The organism is Delftia sp. WSY_10, from assembly GCF_043104705.1.
Lineage (GTDB): Bacteria > Pseudomonadota > Gammaproteobacteria > Burkholderiales > Burkholderiaceae_C > Comamonas > Comamonas tsuruhatensis.
Map to the genome: position 1 here is coordinate 264,138 of NZ_JBICKY010000019.1, position 14,935 is coordinate 279,072.

General features: G+C 69.0%; 13 protein-coding genes. 7 read left to right on the forward strand and 6 right to left on the reverse strand.

Translation table 11 applies throughout. The features are described from left to right. Positions 1-267 precede the first annotated feature (267 nt). Positions 268-1,266, forward strand: a complete 999-nt coding sequence (locus ACF8ML_RS10025) for a porin (protein ID WP_026062702.1) — start codon at positions 268-270, stop codon at positions 1,264-1,266. On the opposite strand, the gene ACF8ML_RS10030 is transcribed toward ACF8ML_RS10025, so the two are convergent. Beyond that, the gene (locus ACF8ML_RS10030) at positions 1,267-2,919 is read right to left on the reverse strand and encodes a methyl-accepting chemotaxis protein (protein ID WP_034365601.1); all 1,653 of its coding nucleotides are present in this window, start codon (positions 2,917-2,919) and stop codon (positions 1,267-1,269) included. A gap of 674 nt (positions 2,920-3,593) precedes the next feature. Continuing rightward, positions 3,594-4,895 (reverse strand): CaiB/BaiF CoA-transferase family protein, encoded by a 1,302-nt coding sequence (locus ACF8ML_RS10035; RefSeq protein WP_046987210.1) that lies wholly within the window; start codon positions 4,893-4,895, stop codon positions 3,594-3,596. 160 nt (positions 4,896-5,055) lie between these two features. On the opposite strand from ACF8ML_RS10035, the gene ACF8ML_RS10040 reads away from it, so the two are divergent. Further along, positions 5,056-5,970, forward strand: coding sequence for a LysR family transcriptional regulator (locus ACF8ML_RS10040; RefSeq protein ID WP_012202113.1), 915 nt, complete (start codon positions 5,056-5,058; stop codon positions 5,968-5,970). 36 nt (positions 5,971-6,006) lie between these two features. On the opposite strand, the gene ACF8ML_RS10045 is transcribed toward ACF8ML_RS10040, so the two are convergent. Genes ACF8ML_RS10045 through ACF8ML_RS10060 form a run of 4 tightly spaced genes read right to left on the reverse strand, consistent with a single transcriptional unit; the run spans position 6,007 to position 9,233 of the window. Next, the gene (locus ACF8ML_RS10045; protein ID WP_017406618.1) at positions 6,007-6,435 is read right to left on the reverse strand and encodes a PaaI family thioesterase; all 429 of its coding nucleotides are present in this window, start codon (positions 6,433-6,435) and stop codon (positions 6,007-6,009) included. A 5-nt stretch (positions 6,436-6,440) separates the two neighbouring features. Then, positions 6,441-7,598 carry an acyl-CoA dehydrogenase family protein gene (locus ACF8ML_RS10050; RefSeq protein ID WP_013800068.1) on the reverse strand — a complete coding sequence of 386 codons (1,158 nt, stop codon included), beginning with the start codon at positions 7,596-7,598 and terminating at the stop codon, positions 6,441-6,443. Between the two features lie 22 nt (positions 7,599-7,620). Then, on the reverse strand, positions 7,621-8,832 hold the full coding sequence (locus tag ACF8ML_RS10055) for a thiolase (RefSeq protein WP_017406617.1): 1,212 nt from the start codon (positions 8,830-8,832) through the stop codon (positions 7,621-7,623). After that, positions 8,829-9,233 (reverse strand): Zn-ribbon domain-containing OB-fold protein, encoded by a 405-nt coding sequence (locus ACF8ML_RS10060; protein ID WP_012202117.1) that lies wholly within the window; start codon positions 9,231-9,233, stop codon positions 8,829-8,831. The genes ACF8ML_RS10055 and ACF8ML_RS10060 overlap by 4 nt, the downstream gene beginning before the upstream one ends. Before the next feature lie 366 nt (positions 9,234-9,599). Here ACF8ML_RS10060 and fmdA point away from each other — a divergent pair, with 366 nt between their 5' ends. The 5 genes from fmdA to ACF8ML_RS10085 all read left to right on the forward strand — a co-directional run bounded on the left by fmdA (position 9,600) and on the right by ACF8ML_RS10085 (position 14,881). After that, complete coding sequence (gene fmdA, locus ACF8ML_RS10065; RefSeq protein WP_046241120.1) at positions 9,600-10,832, forward strand: formamidase; 1,233 nt, start codon at positions 9,600-9,602, stop codon at positions 10,830-10,832. A gap of 17 nt (positions 10,833-10,849) precedes the next feature. Beyond that, positions 10,850-11,197, forward strand: a complete 348-nt coding sequence (locus tag ACF8ML_RS10070; RefSeq protein WP_392407066.1) for a zinc ribbon domain-containing protein — start codon at positions 10,850-10,852, stop codon at positions 11,195-11,197. Between the two features lie 146 nt (positions 11,198-11,343). Continuing rightward, complete coding sequence (locus tag ACF8ML_RS10075; protein WP_016450260.1) at positions 11,344-12,369, forward strand: tripartite tricarboxylate transporter substrate binding protein; 1,026 nt, start codon at positions 11,344-11,346, stop codon at positions 12,367-12,369. Between the two features lie 146 nt (positions 12,370-12,515). Further along, positions 12,516-13,754 carry an ABC transporter substrate-binding protein gene (locus ACF8ML_RS10080; RefSeq protein ID WP_209670518.1) on the forward strand — a complete coding sequence of 413 codons (1,239 nt, stop codon included), beginning with the start codon at positions 12,516-12,518 and terminating at the stop codon, positions 13,752-13,754. Then, positions 13,751-14,881: a zinc-dependent alcohol dehydrogenase family protein gene (locus ACF8ML_RS10085; RefSeq protein WP_016450258.1), complete on the forward strand. Its 1,131-nt coding sequence runs from the start codon at positions 13,751-13,753 to the stop codon at positions 14,879-14,881. The genes ACF8ML_RS10080 and ACF8ML_RS10085 overlap by 4 nt, the downstream gene beginning before the upstream one ends. Positions 14,882-14,935 lie beyond the last annotated feature (54 nt).

Genomic DNA, 14,935 nt, shown 5'->3' on the forward strand with positions numbered 1-14,935 from the left:
GGTGGCGTGGTCATCGCCGGCCCCTGCTTTCATAATGCCGCCTGTTGCCCGCCACCTGCGCGGTTGACGTCTTTGGCCGGGATGTTTGACGAATGTGCAGCGATCATGCTGCGATCTGCATCCTGGCTGCCTCCAAGTCGCGGCTGGCCACCAGCCCGCCGCGCACCTTTCCAGCCACCCCCGTTGTGGCAGCCCCCGTCGCCGTTCGCGCATGCCCCCGGGCCGCGCCGGTGTTGTGCCATCTTTCATTTCAGGAACCCGTTCAGGATGCGTTGTACCTCCCGCTTGACCCTTGCCTCTCTCGCCATCGCTGCCGCCCTGCCGGTGGCCGCCCAGTCATCTGGCGCCGGCTCCAACGTCACCATCAGTGGCTATCTGGACGCGGGTGTGTTCCGGGATTTCGACAAGACCAGCAAGCTGGGAACGATTCAGCGCAGCAACCTGGCCATTGCCGGCTTCGAGGACCTGGGCGGCGGCCTGAAGGCCACCTTCCGCCTGAGCACGCGCTTCGACCTGGACACGGGCCTGACCGAGGACTATCCGAAGAAGCCCTTCTGGCATGACGAGTCCACCGTGGGCCTGCAGGGCAACTGGGGCCACCTGCGACTGGGCCGTGCGCTCAGCGCCATGTGGAGCCAGGAGTGGCAGTTCGATCCCTGGGGCAACTTCAACCGCATCGCCTCGCCGGCCTGGCACATGGCCCACTACCTGACGCCCACCGACCGCGCCAGCAACAACGGCTCGCCCGAATACGGCCGCATGTCCAACGGCGTGTTCTACGACTCGCCCAAGTTCGGCGGCTTTTCCCTGCACCTGAGCGCCTCGCCCGAACGCACCCAGGCGCCCGGCCGCCAGGGCCGTGCGCGCTCGGTATCGGTCAACTACGACCAGGGCGCGGTGGCGGCCATGGTGGCGCACGAGCGCAACGGCAGCGGCGACACCGACCTGTACATGGGCGGCAAGTACCGCATCGGCACGGCAGCGGTGATGCTGGCCTATGACCGCAGCAAGTCGGGCACGCCCGGCACGGGGCCCGACAAGTCGCGCATGGTGTCGCTGGGCGCCACCTACGGCATGGGCGCGACCACGCTCAAGGCCAGCTATGCGCGCCAGCGCCTGGACCGAGACACCAACAACATGCTGTCGCTGGGCGCCGAGTACGCGCTGTCCAAGCGCACCATGCTCTACACCAGCCTGGGCCATCAGCGCTACGAGAACCAGAGCTCGCGCACGGCCTTCGGCGTGGGCATGGCCCATTCGTTCTGATCAATGCGCTTCCCAGCGGCCTGACTGGGCTGCGCTGGTGATCCTGGCCAGGTCTGGAGCCGGCATGGGCTGAGGGGTGGCGGGCAGGGCGGTGAGTTCCATGCCGCGCTCCAGCTTGAAGACGCTCACGGCCTGCTGCAGGCCGTAGGCCTGTTCCTGCAGGGACTGTGCTGCTGCGGCGGCTTGCTCGACCAGGGCCGCGTTCTGCTGGGTGACCTGGTCCATCTGGGAGATGGCCTGGTTGATCTGCTCCAGGCCCGCCGTCTGCTCCACGCTGGCAGCGGTGATCTCTCCCATGATGTCGGTCACGTTGCGCACGCTGCTGACGATGTTCTGCATGGTCTGCCCGGCCTGGGCGACCAGGGCAGAGCCGGTGCTGACCTTGCCGTTGGAGTCCTCGATGAGGAGCTTGATCTCCTTGGCCGCATCGGCGCAGCGCCGCGCCAGTGCGCGCACCTCGGCCGCCACCACGGCAAAGCCCCGGCCCTGCTCGCCCGCGCGCGCCGCCTCGACGGCGGCGTTGAGCGCGAGGATGTTGGTCTGGAAGGCGATGGCGTCGATCACGCCGATGATGTCGGCGATCTTGCGCGAGGAGGCATGGATGGCGTCCATGGTGTCCACCACCTGGGACACCACCTCGCCGCCTTGCTGGGCGACGGTCGAGGCCGAGGCTGCCAGCTGGTTGGCCTGGCGCGCGTTGTCGGTGTTCTGGCGCACGGTAACGGTGAGCTGCTCCATGGAGGCAGCCGTCTCCTGCAAAGAGCTGGCCTGGTGCTCGGTGCGCAGCGACAGGTCGTTGTTGCCCGAGGCGATCTGGCTGGAGGCCGTGGCGATCGAGTCCGTGCCGTTGCGCACCTGCCTGACGATGTGGATGAGGCTCTGGTCCATGCGGTGCAGCGCGTGCAGCAGCTGGCCTGTTTCGTCGGTGGTAGTGGCCTGGATGCGGCGCGTCAGGTCGCCTTCGGCCACGGCCTGAGCCACGCCCACGGCCTCGATCAGCGGCCGCGCCACGATGCGCGCCAGCGCCAGCGCCAGCGCCAGTCCCAGCGCGATGCTGGCGGCCAGCAGCCCCACCACCCAGGCGCGCGCGCTGCGGTACAGATCATTGGCGTGCCTGTTGGCCTCCTGGCCGGCATCGTGGTCGATCTGCACCATGCGGTCGATCTGGTCGTACAGGCGCCGGCTCAGCTCCAGCGATTCACCCTGCGCCAGCACCAAGGCTTCGTCCTTTCGGCCGTTGCGTGCCAGGGTCATGATCATGGCGTGCTCCCTGGCATATGCGCTGCGCAGCCGGCCCAGCTCGTCGTAGGACGCCCTTTCCTGCTCGGTTTGGATGAAGCTGGCGTAGTTGTCGTAGTTCGTCTGGATCTTGCTCCACAGGTCGCTCATGATGGCGTCGAAGGCCTTGATATCCTGGTCGCTGGTGGAGATCAGGTACTGAAGCTCGTTGGCGCGGTAGCGCGCCGTGGTGGCGCGGATGGTGAGCAGCATGCGCGACGAGGGCATCCAGCGTGTGGCGATGTCGACGGACGCCTGGTTGATCTGGCTGAGCCGCATCACGGCATACAGGCCCACGAAGGTGGTCAGCGCCAGCACGGCCAGGAAGGCCAGCAGCAGCTTGGAGGAGATCTTGAGGTTGCGAAAGGCTTGCATGGCGAAGTTCTGAAGTCGTATCCCTTGAACGGCAAGGGAGCAAAAAAAGGCGTGCAGCAGGGCACACCTGGCCTGCGGTGCAGAGCAAGGTGGAAAGGGATCAACGAAGGCAATGACGAGGGCCGGCGCGTGCGCTCAGGGGGGGAACCAGCCCGAGGTCCGGCAGATGCGGCCCTTGATGCGGGGTCTCATGGCGCAGGCCCTTCCAGGGCGGCAGGACTGCGGCTGGCCATGCGCTGGCCATGCGCTGGCCTGATGCAGGGCAGGGGCGGTGGATGCGGAAGATGCCGAGCCGTCCGCCTACACCTTTTGGCGCCCGGACGCCAGCTGCGGCCCGGTGCTTGGCGGCGGCTGCCGCCTTCTGCGCCCAGGTGCTGCGGATGGGTGTCCTAGGGATTTCGGACAGGAAAGAATTGGCTATGTGCATCTGTGGTGGGGATTATTTCCGCACCGCCAGATGATGAGAATGCTTCCTATCTGATTTTCGATAGGACGTGTCCTAAAAGCGGTTTGCGGGCGCGCGACACGGCCGTCCGCACCGTCTTCGCACCGGCTTTCGCTCCGTCATTTGTGCCGTCATGTGTGCCGTCATGTGCGCCGGTGCGACGGGCCGGCCCCCAGCTTTCAGGACGTCAGGACAGCCGCGTGACAGCGTGTGCCAGGTGCCTGGTCGTTCAGACCACGCCCTGGTCGCGCAAGGCCTGCAGCTGCTGTGCATCCAGGCCCAGGCGCTGGCGCAGCACCTCGTCCGTGTGCTGGCCCAGGGCCGGCGGCGCATGGCGCAGCGTGGTGGGCGTGTCCGACAGGCGCAGCGGGCTGGCCGTGGTCACCACGCGGTTGATGGTCTCGCCGGCAGGCGGCGTGGCGCCCGGGTAGCGTTCCTGCTCCACGCGCAGGCCGCGTGCACGCACCTGCGCATCGTCGAAGGCCTGGCCGATGTGGTTGATGGGGCCGCAGGGCACGGCCTTGTCCTCCAGCAGCGCGATCCATTCGGCCGTGGGCCGGCCGCGCGTGAGATCGGCCATCAGCGGGATCAGCGCGTCGCGGTGGGTGACGCGGCCGGCATTGGTGGCAAAGCGCTCGTCGCTCGCCCAGTCCGTGCTGGCCGCCTCGCAAAAGCGCGCGAACTGGCCGTCGTTGCCGATGGCCAGCAGCATGCGGCCGTCGGCCGTGGGGAAGTCCTGGTAGGGCACGACGCTGGGATGGGTGTTGCCCTGGCGGCCCGGCACATGGCCGGTGTTCAGGAAACCCGCGCCCTGGTTGGCCAGCACGGCCATGGCCACGTCCAGCAGGGCCATGTCGATGTGCTGGCCGCGTCCCGTGCGGTGGCGGGCCTCCAGTGCGCCCAGGATGGCCGTGGTGGCATACATGCCCGTGAACAGGTCGATCACGGCCACGCCCACGCGCAGCGGGCCGCCGCCGGGCTCGCTGTCGGCGCGGCCCGTGATGCTCATGAGGCCGCTCATGGCCTGCACCAGCAGGTCGTAGCCGGCGCGCGGCGCATAGGGCCCGGTCTGGCCGAAGCCCGTGACCGAGCAATAGATCAGGCGCGGGTTCAGCGCGCTCAGCGAGGCGTAGTCCAGGCCGTAGCGCTTGAGGCCCCCGGTCTTGAAGTTCTCCACCACCACATCGCTTTGCATGGCCAGCTCGCGGATCAGCCGCTGGCCCTCGGCCGTGGCCATGTCCACGGTGACCGATCGCTTGTTGCGGTTGCAGGCCGCGAAGTACACGGCGTTGTCCGAGGGATTGCCTTGCGCATCGGGAAAGAAGGGCGGGCCCCAGTGGCGCGTGTCGTCGCCCTCGCCGGGTTTTTCGATCTTGATCACGTCGGCCCCCATGTCGGCCAGGTTCTGGGTGCACCAGGGGCCGGCCAGCACGCGCGAGAGGTCGAGCACGCGCAGATGGCCCAGCGCTCCTGCGGTCTGGGTGGCCGCGTTGTTGATGGGGCTGGGGGAGGGGGTTGCTGTGTGGTTCATGGGCTGAGGCGGCTATCCCGGGCAGATGGGCCATGCTACGGCGCGGCGGCCCGCCGTGGCTTCGCATTTGTGAAAGCGCGCGTTCGCGCCCGGCCGGCACTGCGGTTTGTACTGACGCGCAGGGCTCAGCCGGGGCCGCTGCGGCTTTCTACAATGCCGGATGGCCATGCATTTCGATCTTGTGGATCTGCGCCTCATGGTGCACATCGCCGACGCCAACAGCATGACGCGTGGCGCGGAACTTTCCTTCATCTCCCTGCCGGCGGCCAGCACCCGCATCAAGAACCTGGAGGAGAGCATCGGCACCAAGCTGCTGTACCGCACCAGCCAGGGCGTGACGCTGACGCCGCCGGGCCAGGCCTTCGTCACCCATGCGCGCATGGTGCTGGGCCAGATCGAGCACCTGCGCGGCGACATGCAGGAGTACGTGCGCGGCATCAAGGGGCATGTGCGGGTGTTTGCCAACACCACCTCGCTGGGCGAGTTCCTGCCGCCCGTGCTGCGCCACTACCTGCGCCGCAATCCCGACGTGAACATCGACCTGCGCGAGCGCCTGTCGCACGACATCGTGCGTGCCGTGACCGAGGGGCAGACCGATATCGGCATCGTCGCCGGCCTGGTGCGCACCGAGAACCTGGAGACCCTGCCCTACCGCCGCGACCGCCTGGTACTGGTGGTGCCGCGCGGCCATGCGCTCGATGGCGAGATGCAGATGGCCTTTGCCGACACGCTGGACCTGGACCATGTGGGCCTGCACGAATCCAGCGCCATCCACGCCTTCCTGCGCCAGGCCAGCGACCAGCTGCACCGGCCCATCAAGCAGCGCATCCAGGTGGGCAACTTCGAGACGGCCTGCCGCATGATCGAGTCCGGCGTGGGCGTGGGCGTGCTGCCCGAGTCGGCCGCCAGCCGCCACGCGCATTCCATGGACATCGCCATCGTGCCGCTGTCCGATGCCTGGTCGGTGCGCGAGATGCAGATCTGCGTGCGCAGCCTGGAGGCCCTGCCGTCCTTCGCCCAGGAGCTGGTGGAGCTGCTGGTGGCCGACGCACAGGGCCGGCTCACGCTGGAGTAGCGGCCCACCGACGGCTGCCCGCCGACCGCCGCCCGTTCAGTCGGCCTGGGCCGTGCCCCGGTCCAGCGTGGTCGGTGCCAGCCAGTATTTGAAAGTGCCGGTGGCCGTGGCCACCAGCTTTCCGTCTTCATCGAGCAACTGCGCCGCGCAGCTGCACAGGCTGCGGCTGGCGTGCACCACCCAGCCTTCGGCCAGCAGCGCGCCCTTGCCCGGGCGGTGGAAGCGGCTGCTCATCTCCACCGTCACGGCGGTCTGCGATGGCGCACCGGGCAGCTCGCCGGCGGCGCGCGACATCACGGAGTCCAGCAGCGTCATGAGGACGCCGCCGTGCGCGGCGGGCAGCTGGTTGAGCAGTTCCTCGCGCATGTGGGGCAGGCGCACATGGACCTTGCCGGGCGGCGCGGGCACCTGCGAGGCGCCGATCAGCCGCATGAAGGCATTGCGGTCGGGGGGCGGTGCACTCATACGGCTCATGCGGCGCGCGCCTCGCGCACCATGTTGCGCGCGATGATGACCTGCTGGATCTGGGTCGTGCCTTCGTACAGGCGGAACAGCCGCACGTCGCGGTAGAAGCGCTCGATGCCGAACTCGGCCAGGTAGCCCGAGCCGCCCAGGATCTGCACGGCGCGGTCGGCCACGCGGCCCACCATCTCGGTGGCGAACATCTTGCAGCACGAGGCCTCGGTGGAGACGTTGCGGCCCTCGTCACGGCGGCGCGCGGCGTCGATCACCATGCACTCGGCCGCATACAGCTCGGCCTGGCTGTCGGCCAGCATGGCCTGCACCAGCTGGAACTCGCAGATGGGCTGGCCGAACTGCTTGCGCTCCAGCGCATAGTTCAGCGCGTCGCGCAGGATGCGCTGCGCCACGCCCACGCTCACGGCCGCGATGTGGATGCGGCCCTTGTCCAGCACCTTCATGGCGGTCTTGAAGCCCTGGCCTTCCTTCAGGCCGATGAGGTTGGCCGCCGGCACGCGCACGTTGTCGAAGAATACGTCGCAGGTGTGCGCGCCCTTCTGGCCCATCTTCACGTCGTTCTTGCCGAAGCTGATGCCCGGCGACTTCGCATCCACGATGAAGGCCGAGACGCCGCCCGCGCCCTTGTTGGCCGGGTCGGTGCGCGCCATCAGCGTGAACATGCCCGCATGCGGCGCGTTGGTGATGAAGCGCTTGTTGCCGTTGACCACATAGTGGTCCCCGTCCCTGATGGCGGTGGTGCGCAGCGAGGCCGCGTCCGAGCCCGCCTCGGGCTCGGTCAGCGCGAACGAGGCCATGATCTCGCCCGTGGCCAGCTTGGGCAGCCAGGCCGCCTGCTGCTCGGGCGTGCCGTCGATGAGGATGCCCTGCGAGCCTATGCCCACGGTCGTGCCGATCACCGAGCGGAAGGCCGGCGCGGTCTGGCACAGCTCGAAGAGCACGCGCACCTCTTCCTCCATGGTCAGCTCCAGCCCGCCGAACTGCTCGGGGATGGTCATGCCGAACAGGCCCAGGTTGCGCATCTCCTGCACGATGGACTCGGGGATCTCGTCGGTCTCGGCCACTTCGTTCTCGGCGGGCACCAGGCGCTCGCGCACAAAGCGGCGCACGCTGTCCAGCAGGGCTTCGAGGGTTTCTTGGTCGCGGATCATTGCGGTGTGCTTCCTGTGCGGTTCAGAGGGTTTCGGCGGTTCCCAGCACCGCCGTGGATTGGCTTGACAGCGTGCCGCCGTTGCCGTGCACCACGGCCGTGCGGTGGCGTCCCAGCTGGCGCTGGCCGGCCTCGCCGCGCAGCTGGCGCACGGCCTCGATCAGCGCAAAGATGCCGTACATGCCCGGGTGCACGCAGGACAGGCCGCCGCCGTTGGTGTTGACGGCCAGCCGCCCGCCGGGCGCGATGCCGCCCCCGGACACGAAGGCGCCGCCCTCGCCCTTGGCGCAAAAGCCCAGGTCCTCCAGGAACAGCAGGGTGTTGATGGTGAACGCGTCGTAGACCTGGGCCATGTCCATGTCGGCAGCGGTGAGCCCGGCCATGGCAAAGGCCTGGGCGCCCGACTGCGCGGCAGCCGTGGTGGTCAGGTCGGGCATGCAGGAGATCTGGCGGTTCCAGATGGCCGTGGCATTGCCCAGCACGTAGACGGGGGGGCGCGGCAGGTCGCGGGCGCGCTCGCCGCGCACCAGCACGATGGCGCCTGCGCCGTCCGTCACCAGGCAGCAGTCGCGCACGCTCAAGGGGCTGGCGATGGGGCGGGCCGAGAGCACGTCCTCGATGGTCAGCGGGTCGCGCATGAAGGCTTCGGGGTTGAGCTGGGCCCAGGCACGCGCGGCCACGGCCACCTCGGCCAGTTGCTCGCGCGTGGTGCCGAACTCGTGCATGTGGCGCGCGGCCGCCAGCGCATAGGCGGTCACGGGCAGCACGGGCTCGTAGGGGAACTCATAGGGCTGCGGGTCCAGGAAACGCCGCGCCGCCTGGCCTTCCTTGCGGCCGAAGGTGGCCGAGCGCTGGGCGCTGCCGTAGCACACCAGCACGGCCTTGCACTGGCCGGCCTCCAGCGCGCGGATGGCGGGCAGCAGATGGGCGATGAAGCTGCTGCCGCCGATCATCGTGCCGTCCACATAGGTCGGGTTGATGCCCAGGTGCTCGATCACGGGCATGGTCCACATGCTGGCGTTAACGCTGCAGGTGGCCAGGCCGTCGATGTCCTGCATGGTCAGGCCCGCATCGGCCACGGCCGCATGGGCGGCGCGCACCAGCAGGGTCATGTCGTCCATGCCGGGTGCCTCGCCGCAGCCATAGGTGGCGGCGCCGGCAATGGCCACGCGCCCGCGCAGCGGGCGGTTCACGGCGGCGGCGTCCAGGGTGGATTGGGGGATGCGGGTGTTCATGCTGCACCTCCCTGCGATCCCTGTGCCGCCTGTCCGAGCGCGGGCTGGAACAGCACCAGGCCGCGTCCGTCCTTGCTCGCCACATGGGCGCTCACGCGCTGGCCTATGCGCACGTCGGCCGGCGCAATGCCTTCGACGCGGCCCATCATGCGCACGCCTTCGTCCAGGTCGATCAGGGCCACGTTGTAGTCGCCGCCGGCATCGCTCTTGCGTGCGACGGTGGAGGTGGAGTAGACCGTGCCCTGGCCGCTGGCGCGCACCCAGCGCAGCGGGCTGGCACCGCAGTGCGGGCACAGCTCGCGCGGGGTGAAGACATGGCGAGTGCATTGCGTGCACTGCTGTATGCAGAAACGGCCGGCATCGAGTTCGGCCTGGTAGTGGGTCTGTGCGCTCAGGTGCATGGGCGGTGTTTCCATTCTTTGTGTTCTTGGCGCTGCGCCCGGCGGCATGCAGGGCAGCGGCTGTCCGCCAGCATGCCCGCATCGCGGGGCCGCTTCAATTCGCCAATCTGGAAGGGTGGCTTCACCAGCGCCGGCGTCCGGCTGTCAACCCAGGGTTGCTGCCTAGGCGGGCCGGCGGGCACGGCTGCTATGGTGTTTATGCATTCCCGGCCTTTTCTTCATACCCGCCCTGCGCCGCCTGCCGGTGCACCGAGGGCGCGCCGCTGCTTTGGCACAGCGTGGCGCCACAGGAAGGCCGGCAATGGCGTGCCGCACCCCGGCCCGTTCTCCGCTGTCGATCCCCACCCACCCAGGAGGTTTTTGCACATGACGGATACGCTGATCAAGGTGGACCTGAACCGCCCGCCCACCGACAACGAAAGGGTCCACAACCGCTGGCACCCGGACATTCCCATGGCCTGCTGGGTCCAGCCCGGCGACGACTTCATCCTGGAGACCTACGACTGGACCGGCGGCTTCATCAAGAACAACGACAGCGCCGACGATGTGCGCGACATCGACCTGACCACGGTGCACTACCTGTCCGGACCCGTGGGCGTGAAGGGCGCCCAGCCCGGCGACCTGCTGGTGGTGGACCTGCTGGACATCGGCGCCAAGCCCGACAGCCTCTGGGGCTTCAACGGCTTTTTCTCCAAGAACAATGGCGGCGGCTTCCTGACCGACCATTTCCCCTCGGCCCAGAAATCGATCTGGGACTTCAAGGGCATGTTCACCAGCTCGCGCCACATACCAGGCGTGAACTTCCCCGGCCTCATCCATCCCGGCCTCATCGGCTGCCTGCCTGACCGGCCCATGCTGGAGATGTGGAACGAGCGCGAGCGCGCCCTGATCGCCACCGACCCCGAACGCGTGCCCGGCCTGGCCAACCCGCCGTCGGCCGGCACGGCCCACATGGGCCAGATGCGCGGCGAAGCGCGCGACAAGGCCGCCGCCGAAGGCGCACGCACCGTGCCGCCGCGCGAGCATGGCGGCAACTGCGACATCAAGGACCTCTCGCGCGGCGCCAAGGTGTTCTTCCCCGTCTATGTGGACGGCGCCGGCCTGAGCGTGGGCGACCTGCACTTCAGCCAGGGCGATGGCGAGATCACCTTCTGCGGCGCCATCGAGATGGCCGGCTGGGTGCACATGAAGGTCGGACTCATCAAGGGCGGCATGGCCAAGTACGGCATCAAGAACCCCATCTTCAAGCCCAGCCCCATCACGCCGCGCTATGACGACTACCTGATCTTCGAGGGCATCTCGGTGGACGAGAGCGGCAGGCAGCACTACCTGGATGTCAACGTGGCCTACCGCCAGGCCTGCCTGAACGCCATCGAATACCTGAAGAAGTTCGGCTACAGCGGCGCCCAGGCGTATTCCATCCTGGGCACGGCGCCCGTGCAGGGCCATATCAGCGGCGTGGTGGACGTGCCCAACTCCTGCGCCACGCTGTGGCTGCCCACGGGCATCTTCGACTTCGACATCAACCCCAACGCGGCGGGGCCGGTCGTCCAGTTCGACGGCAGCGTGGACATGCCCCTGTCCCCCGACCTGCGCTGACGCCAAGGAGCCCGCCCATGCCCACCTACGACTATGACTGCGTGCAATGCGGCGGCTTCGAGGCCCTGCGGCCGCTGCGCCTGCGCGACGAGCCTGCGGCCTGCCCCGGCTGCGGCACGGCGGCTGCGCGCGTGCTGGCCGCCGCGCCCCGGCTGGCGCTGATGGCCGACGGCACGCGCCGCGCCATGGCCACCAACGAGCGCGCGCGCCACGAGCCCGCCAGCTCGCGCGACTATGACTATGCGCGGCTCAGGCACCCGGCAGGCTGCGGCTGCTGCGGATCGGGCCGGCGCAGCGCCACGGTGACGGCGCCCAACGGCGCGAAGTCCGCGCCCTCGCGGCGGCCCTGGATGATCAGCCACTAGGCTGCATCGGGGTGGACCGCTTCCCAGGGTTTCCACCGCTTGGGAGCCCTGGAAGCGCGCCTTCCACATTCGCGAAACACGGCGCAGGGCGGCTTGCCCAGAATGGGCCGCGCGGCAAGCCGCCGCCCGTTGCCCGGAGTTTCGCCATGCCCCCGTCTTCCTTCCTGCCTTCTGCCACTTCCTCCTTCTCTTCGCGCCGCCGCCGCCTGCTGTCCGCCGGTGGCGCGCTGGCGGCCGGCAGCCTCTTGCCTGCAGTCCGGCCGGCGTTTGCGGCCGATGCCTGGCCCACGCGGCCCGTGCGTTTCATCGTGCCCTTTCCGCCCGGCGGCCCGGTGGACACCACGGCGCGCGCCTTCACCCAGAAGCTGGGCGAGATCTGGCCGCAGCCCTGCATCGTGGACAACCGCGCGGGCGCCGGCGGCATGGTGGGCGCGGCCCTCGCAGCCAAGGAGCCTGCCGACGGCTACACGCTGTTCGTGGGCTCCATCCACCATGCGGTCAACCCGGCGCTGCAGCCGAAGATGACCTACGACATAGAGCGTGACTTCGCGCCCGTGAGCTTTGCCGCCATGTTCCCGGTCTTCCTGGTGGCCCATCCCTCGGTGCCCGCCCGCAACGTGCGAGAGCTGATCGCGCTGGCCAAGTCCGGCAACGGGCTGAGCTTCGGCTCCTCGGGCAATGGCGGCGGCACGCACCTGGCCGGCGAGCTGTTCAACATGCATGCGGGCATCAAGCTGCAGCACATTCCCTACAAGGGCAGCGCGCCGGCCATGAACGACCTGCTGGGTGGCCAGGTGCAGCTGATGTTTGCCGATGCGCCCAGTGCGCTGCAGCACATCAAGTCGGGCCGCATCAAGGTGCTGGGCGTGGCCAGCCGCCAGCGCTCGGCCATGCTGCCCGAGGTGCCCACCATCGCCGAGTCGGGCCTGCCCGAGTACGAGGCCTATTCCTGGGCCGCGCTGTTCGCGCCGGCCCGCACGCCGCCCGCCGTGCTGGCGCGCATCAATGCCGACTTCAACACCGCGCTGCGCGATGCCGCCGTGCGCGAGCGCCTGCTGACGGCCGGCGCCGAGGCCGACCCCGGCACCCAGCAGCAGATGCGCGAGCGCCTGAGCAGCGAGCTGCGCAAATGGGCCCAGGTGGTCAAGGTGGCCGGCATCCAGGCGGACTGAGCACGGCGGCGGGCCGGACTCGGGACAAACCCGGCTTCGCAGCGCTGCAACCCCGCCTTTCGCAATCGCGCATAGGCGGGCCGCTATGGCCTGCTTAGGCTTGCCTTCGGTATCCAGAAAAACAACCCCGAGACAAGGAGACGGATATGCGGAAAGGCTTGATGCGAGGCGGCTTGACCAAGGCGCGCGCTGCCGGCTGCGCGCTGGGCGCCGGCCTGCTGTGGACGGCGGCGCAGGCGCAGCAGATATCGGACGACGTGGTGCGCATCGGCGTACTCAGCGACATGTCGGGCCTGTACGCGGACACGGCGGGGCGCGGCTCCGTCGAGGCCGCGAAGATGGCCGTGGCCGACTTCGGCGGCCAGGTGCTGGGCAGGAAGATCGAGGTGGTCTGGGCCGACCACCAGAACAAGGCCGACGTGGGCGCCACCCATGCGCGCACCTGGTTCGACCGCGACGGCGTGGACCTGATCGTGGACATCAACAACACGGCCGTCGCCATCGCCGTCAACAACCTGGCGCGCGAGCGCGGCAAGATGGTGATCAACACCGGCGGCGCCTCCGACATCCTCACCAACGAGCACTGCGCGCCCACGGCCATCCACTACACCTACGACAGCTATGCGCTGGCCAACGGCGCGGTGCGCGGCATCCTGGCCCAGGGCAAGAAGGAATGGTTCATCCTGGGCGTGGACTACGCCTTCGGCAAGGCCATGACGGCCAACGTGACCGACTTCCTGAAGGACGGCGGCGGCAAGCTGGTGGGCACCACCGTCCATCCGCTCAATGCCAGCGATTTCTCGTCCTTCCTGCTGCAGGCCCAGGCCTCCAAGGCCTCGGTGATCAACCTGGCCAATGCCACCAGCGACACGGTCAACGCCATCAAGGCCGCGCACGAGTTCGGCATCGCGCCCAGGCAGACCCTGGTGCCCAACCTGCTGTTCATCAACGACGTGCATGCGCTGGGCCTGCGCTACGGCCAGGGCATGGTGCTGACCACGGGCTTTTACTGGGACCGCACCGAGGCCACGCGCGCCTGGTCGCGGCGCTTCTTCGAGAAGATGAAGAAGATGCCCTCCATGATCCATGCGGGCGCCTACTCGGCCGTCACCAACTACCTCAAGGCCGTGCAGGCCACCAGGGGCGACGACGGCAACGCGGTGGCGCGCCAGCTCAAGCAGATGCCCATCGAGGACTTCTTCGCCCAGAACGGCAAGGTGCGCGAGGACGGCCGCATGGTGCACGACATGTACCTGGTGCAGATCAAGAAGCCCGAGGAATCCAGATACCCCTGGGACTACTACAAGGTGCTCTCCACCATCCCCGGTGACGAGGCCTTCCGCCCGCTGTCCAGGAGCAGCTGCAAGCTGGTGAAGACATCATGAAGACACGCGCCGCCGTACTCACGAGAACGGGCGCAGCCGCGCCCTATGCCGACAGCCGACCGCTGGAGATCTGGGAGGTGGACCTGGCGCCGCCCGGCCCCGGCGAGGTGCTGGTCAAGGTGGCCGCCGCAGGCGTGTGCCACTCCGACCTGTCCATCATCAACGGCGACCGTCCGCGCGACACGCCCATCGTGCTCGGCCATGAGGCCGCAGGCGTGATCCAGGCCCTCGGCGAGGGCGTGACCGACCTGGAGGTGGGCGACCACGTGGTCATGCTCTTCGTGCCCGGCTGCGGCAACTGCCAGCCCTGCGCCGAGGGCCGGCCCGTGCTGTGCGAGCCCGCAGGCCAGGCCGGCGTGGCGGGCACCCTGCTGTCGGGCGCCAGGCGCCTGTCGCGCAATGGCCAGCCCATCTCGCACTTCGTCGGCGTCTCGGCCTTTGCCGAGCATGCCGTGCTCTCGCGCCGCGGCGTGCACCGCATCGACAAGTCGGTGCCGCTGGAGCTGGCCGCGCTGTTCGGCTGCGCCGTGATGACCGGCGTGGGCGCGGTGGCCAATACCGCCAGGGTGAGCCCCGGCCAGAGCGTGGCCGTGGTGGGGCTGGGCGGCGTGGGCCTGTCCTCGGTGATGGGCGCGGCGGCGGCGGGTGCGGCCCGCGTGGTGGCCGTGGACCTCAATGCCGACAAGCTGGCCATGGCGCGCGATTTCGGCGCCACCGACACCGTCAACGCCGGCGACGAGGATGCCGTCAAGCAGGTGCGGGCGCTGACGGGCGGCGGCGTGGACCATGCCTTCGAGATGGTGGGCTCGGCCAAGGCCCTGGAGATGGCCTACCGCATCACGCGGCGCGGCGGCCAGACGGTGACGGCGGGCCTGCCCTCCAGCGCCCAGGCCATCAGCCTGCCGGTCTGGCACCTGGTGGCAGAGGAGCGCACGCTCAAGGGCTGCTACATGGGCAGCTGCGTGCCGCGCCGCGACATCGACCGCTACCTGGCCCTGCATGCGGCCGGCAGGCTGCCCGTGGACCGGCTGGTCACCGGCCACCTGACGCTGGACCAGATCAACGAGGGCTTCGACCGCCTGGCGCGTGGCGAGGCCATACGCCAGATCATCCGCATGGAGGCCTGATAGGAGGTCAGGCCGACCAGCGAGGACCGGGGCTGCTGCTGCGGCGGCTGTGTC

Excerpts from the sequence above, each read along its gene's own strand:
- ACF8ML_RS10025 (WP_026062702.1), top strand. The coding sequence starts at position 268 with ATGCGTTGTACCTCCCGCTTGACCCTTGCCTCTCTCGCCATCGCTGCC.
- ACF8ML_RS10030 (WP_034365601.1), bottom strand. The coding sequence starts at position 2,919 with ATGCAAGCCTTTCGCAACCTCAAGATCTCCTCCAAGCTGCTGCTGGCC.
- ACF8ML_RS10035 (WP_046987210.1), bottom strand. The coding sequence starts at position 4,895 with ATGAACCACACAGCAACCCCCTCCCCCAGCCCCATCAACAACGCGGCC.
- ACF8ML_RS10040 (WP_012202113.1), top strand. The coding sequence starts at position 5,056 with ATGGCCATGCATTTCGATCTTGTGGATCTGCGCCTCATGGTGCACATC.
- ACF8ML_RS10045 (WP_017406618.1), bottom strand. The coding sequence starts at position 6,435 with ATGAGTGCACCGCCCCCCGACCGCAATGCCTTCATGCGGCTGATCGGC.
- ACF8ML_RS10050 (WP_013800068.1), bottom strand. The coding sequence starts at position 7,598 with ATGATCCGCGACCAAGAAACCCTCGAAGCCCTGCTGGACAGCGTGCGC.
- ACF8ML_RS10055 (WP_017406617.1), bottom strand. The coding sequence starts at position 8,832 with ATGAACACCCGCATCCCCCAATCCACCCTGGACGCCGCCGCCGTGAAC.
- ACF8ML_RS10060 (WP_012202117.1), bottom strand. The coding sequence starts at position 9,233 with ATGCACCTGAGCGCACAGACCCACTACCAGGCCGAACTCGATGCCGGC.
- fmdA (WP_046241120.1), top strand. The coding sequence starts at position 9,600 with ATGACGGATACGCTGATCAAGGTGGACCTGAACCGCCCGCCCACCGAC.
- ACF8ML_RS10070 (WP_392407066.1), top strand. The coding sequence starts at position 10,850 with ATGCCCACCTACGACTATGACTGCGTGCAATGCGGCGGCTTCGAGGCC.
- ACF8ML_RS10075 (WP_016450260.1), top strand. The coding sequence starts at position 11,344 with ATGCCCCCGTCTTCCTTCCTGCCTTCTGCCACTTCCTCCTTCTCTTCG.
- ACF8ML_RS10080 (WP_209670518.1), top strand. The coding sequence starts at position 12,516 with ATGCGGAAAGGCTTGATGCGAGGCGGCTTGACCAAGGCGCGCGCTGCC.
- ACF8ML_RS10085 (WP_016450258.1), top strand. The coding sequence starts at position 13,751 with ATGAAGACACGCGCCGCCGTACTCACGAGAACGGGCGCAGCCGCGCCC.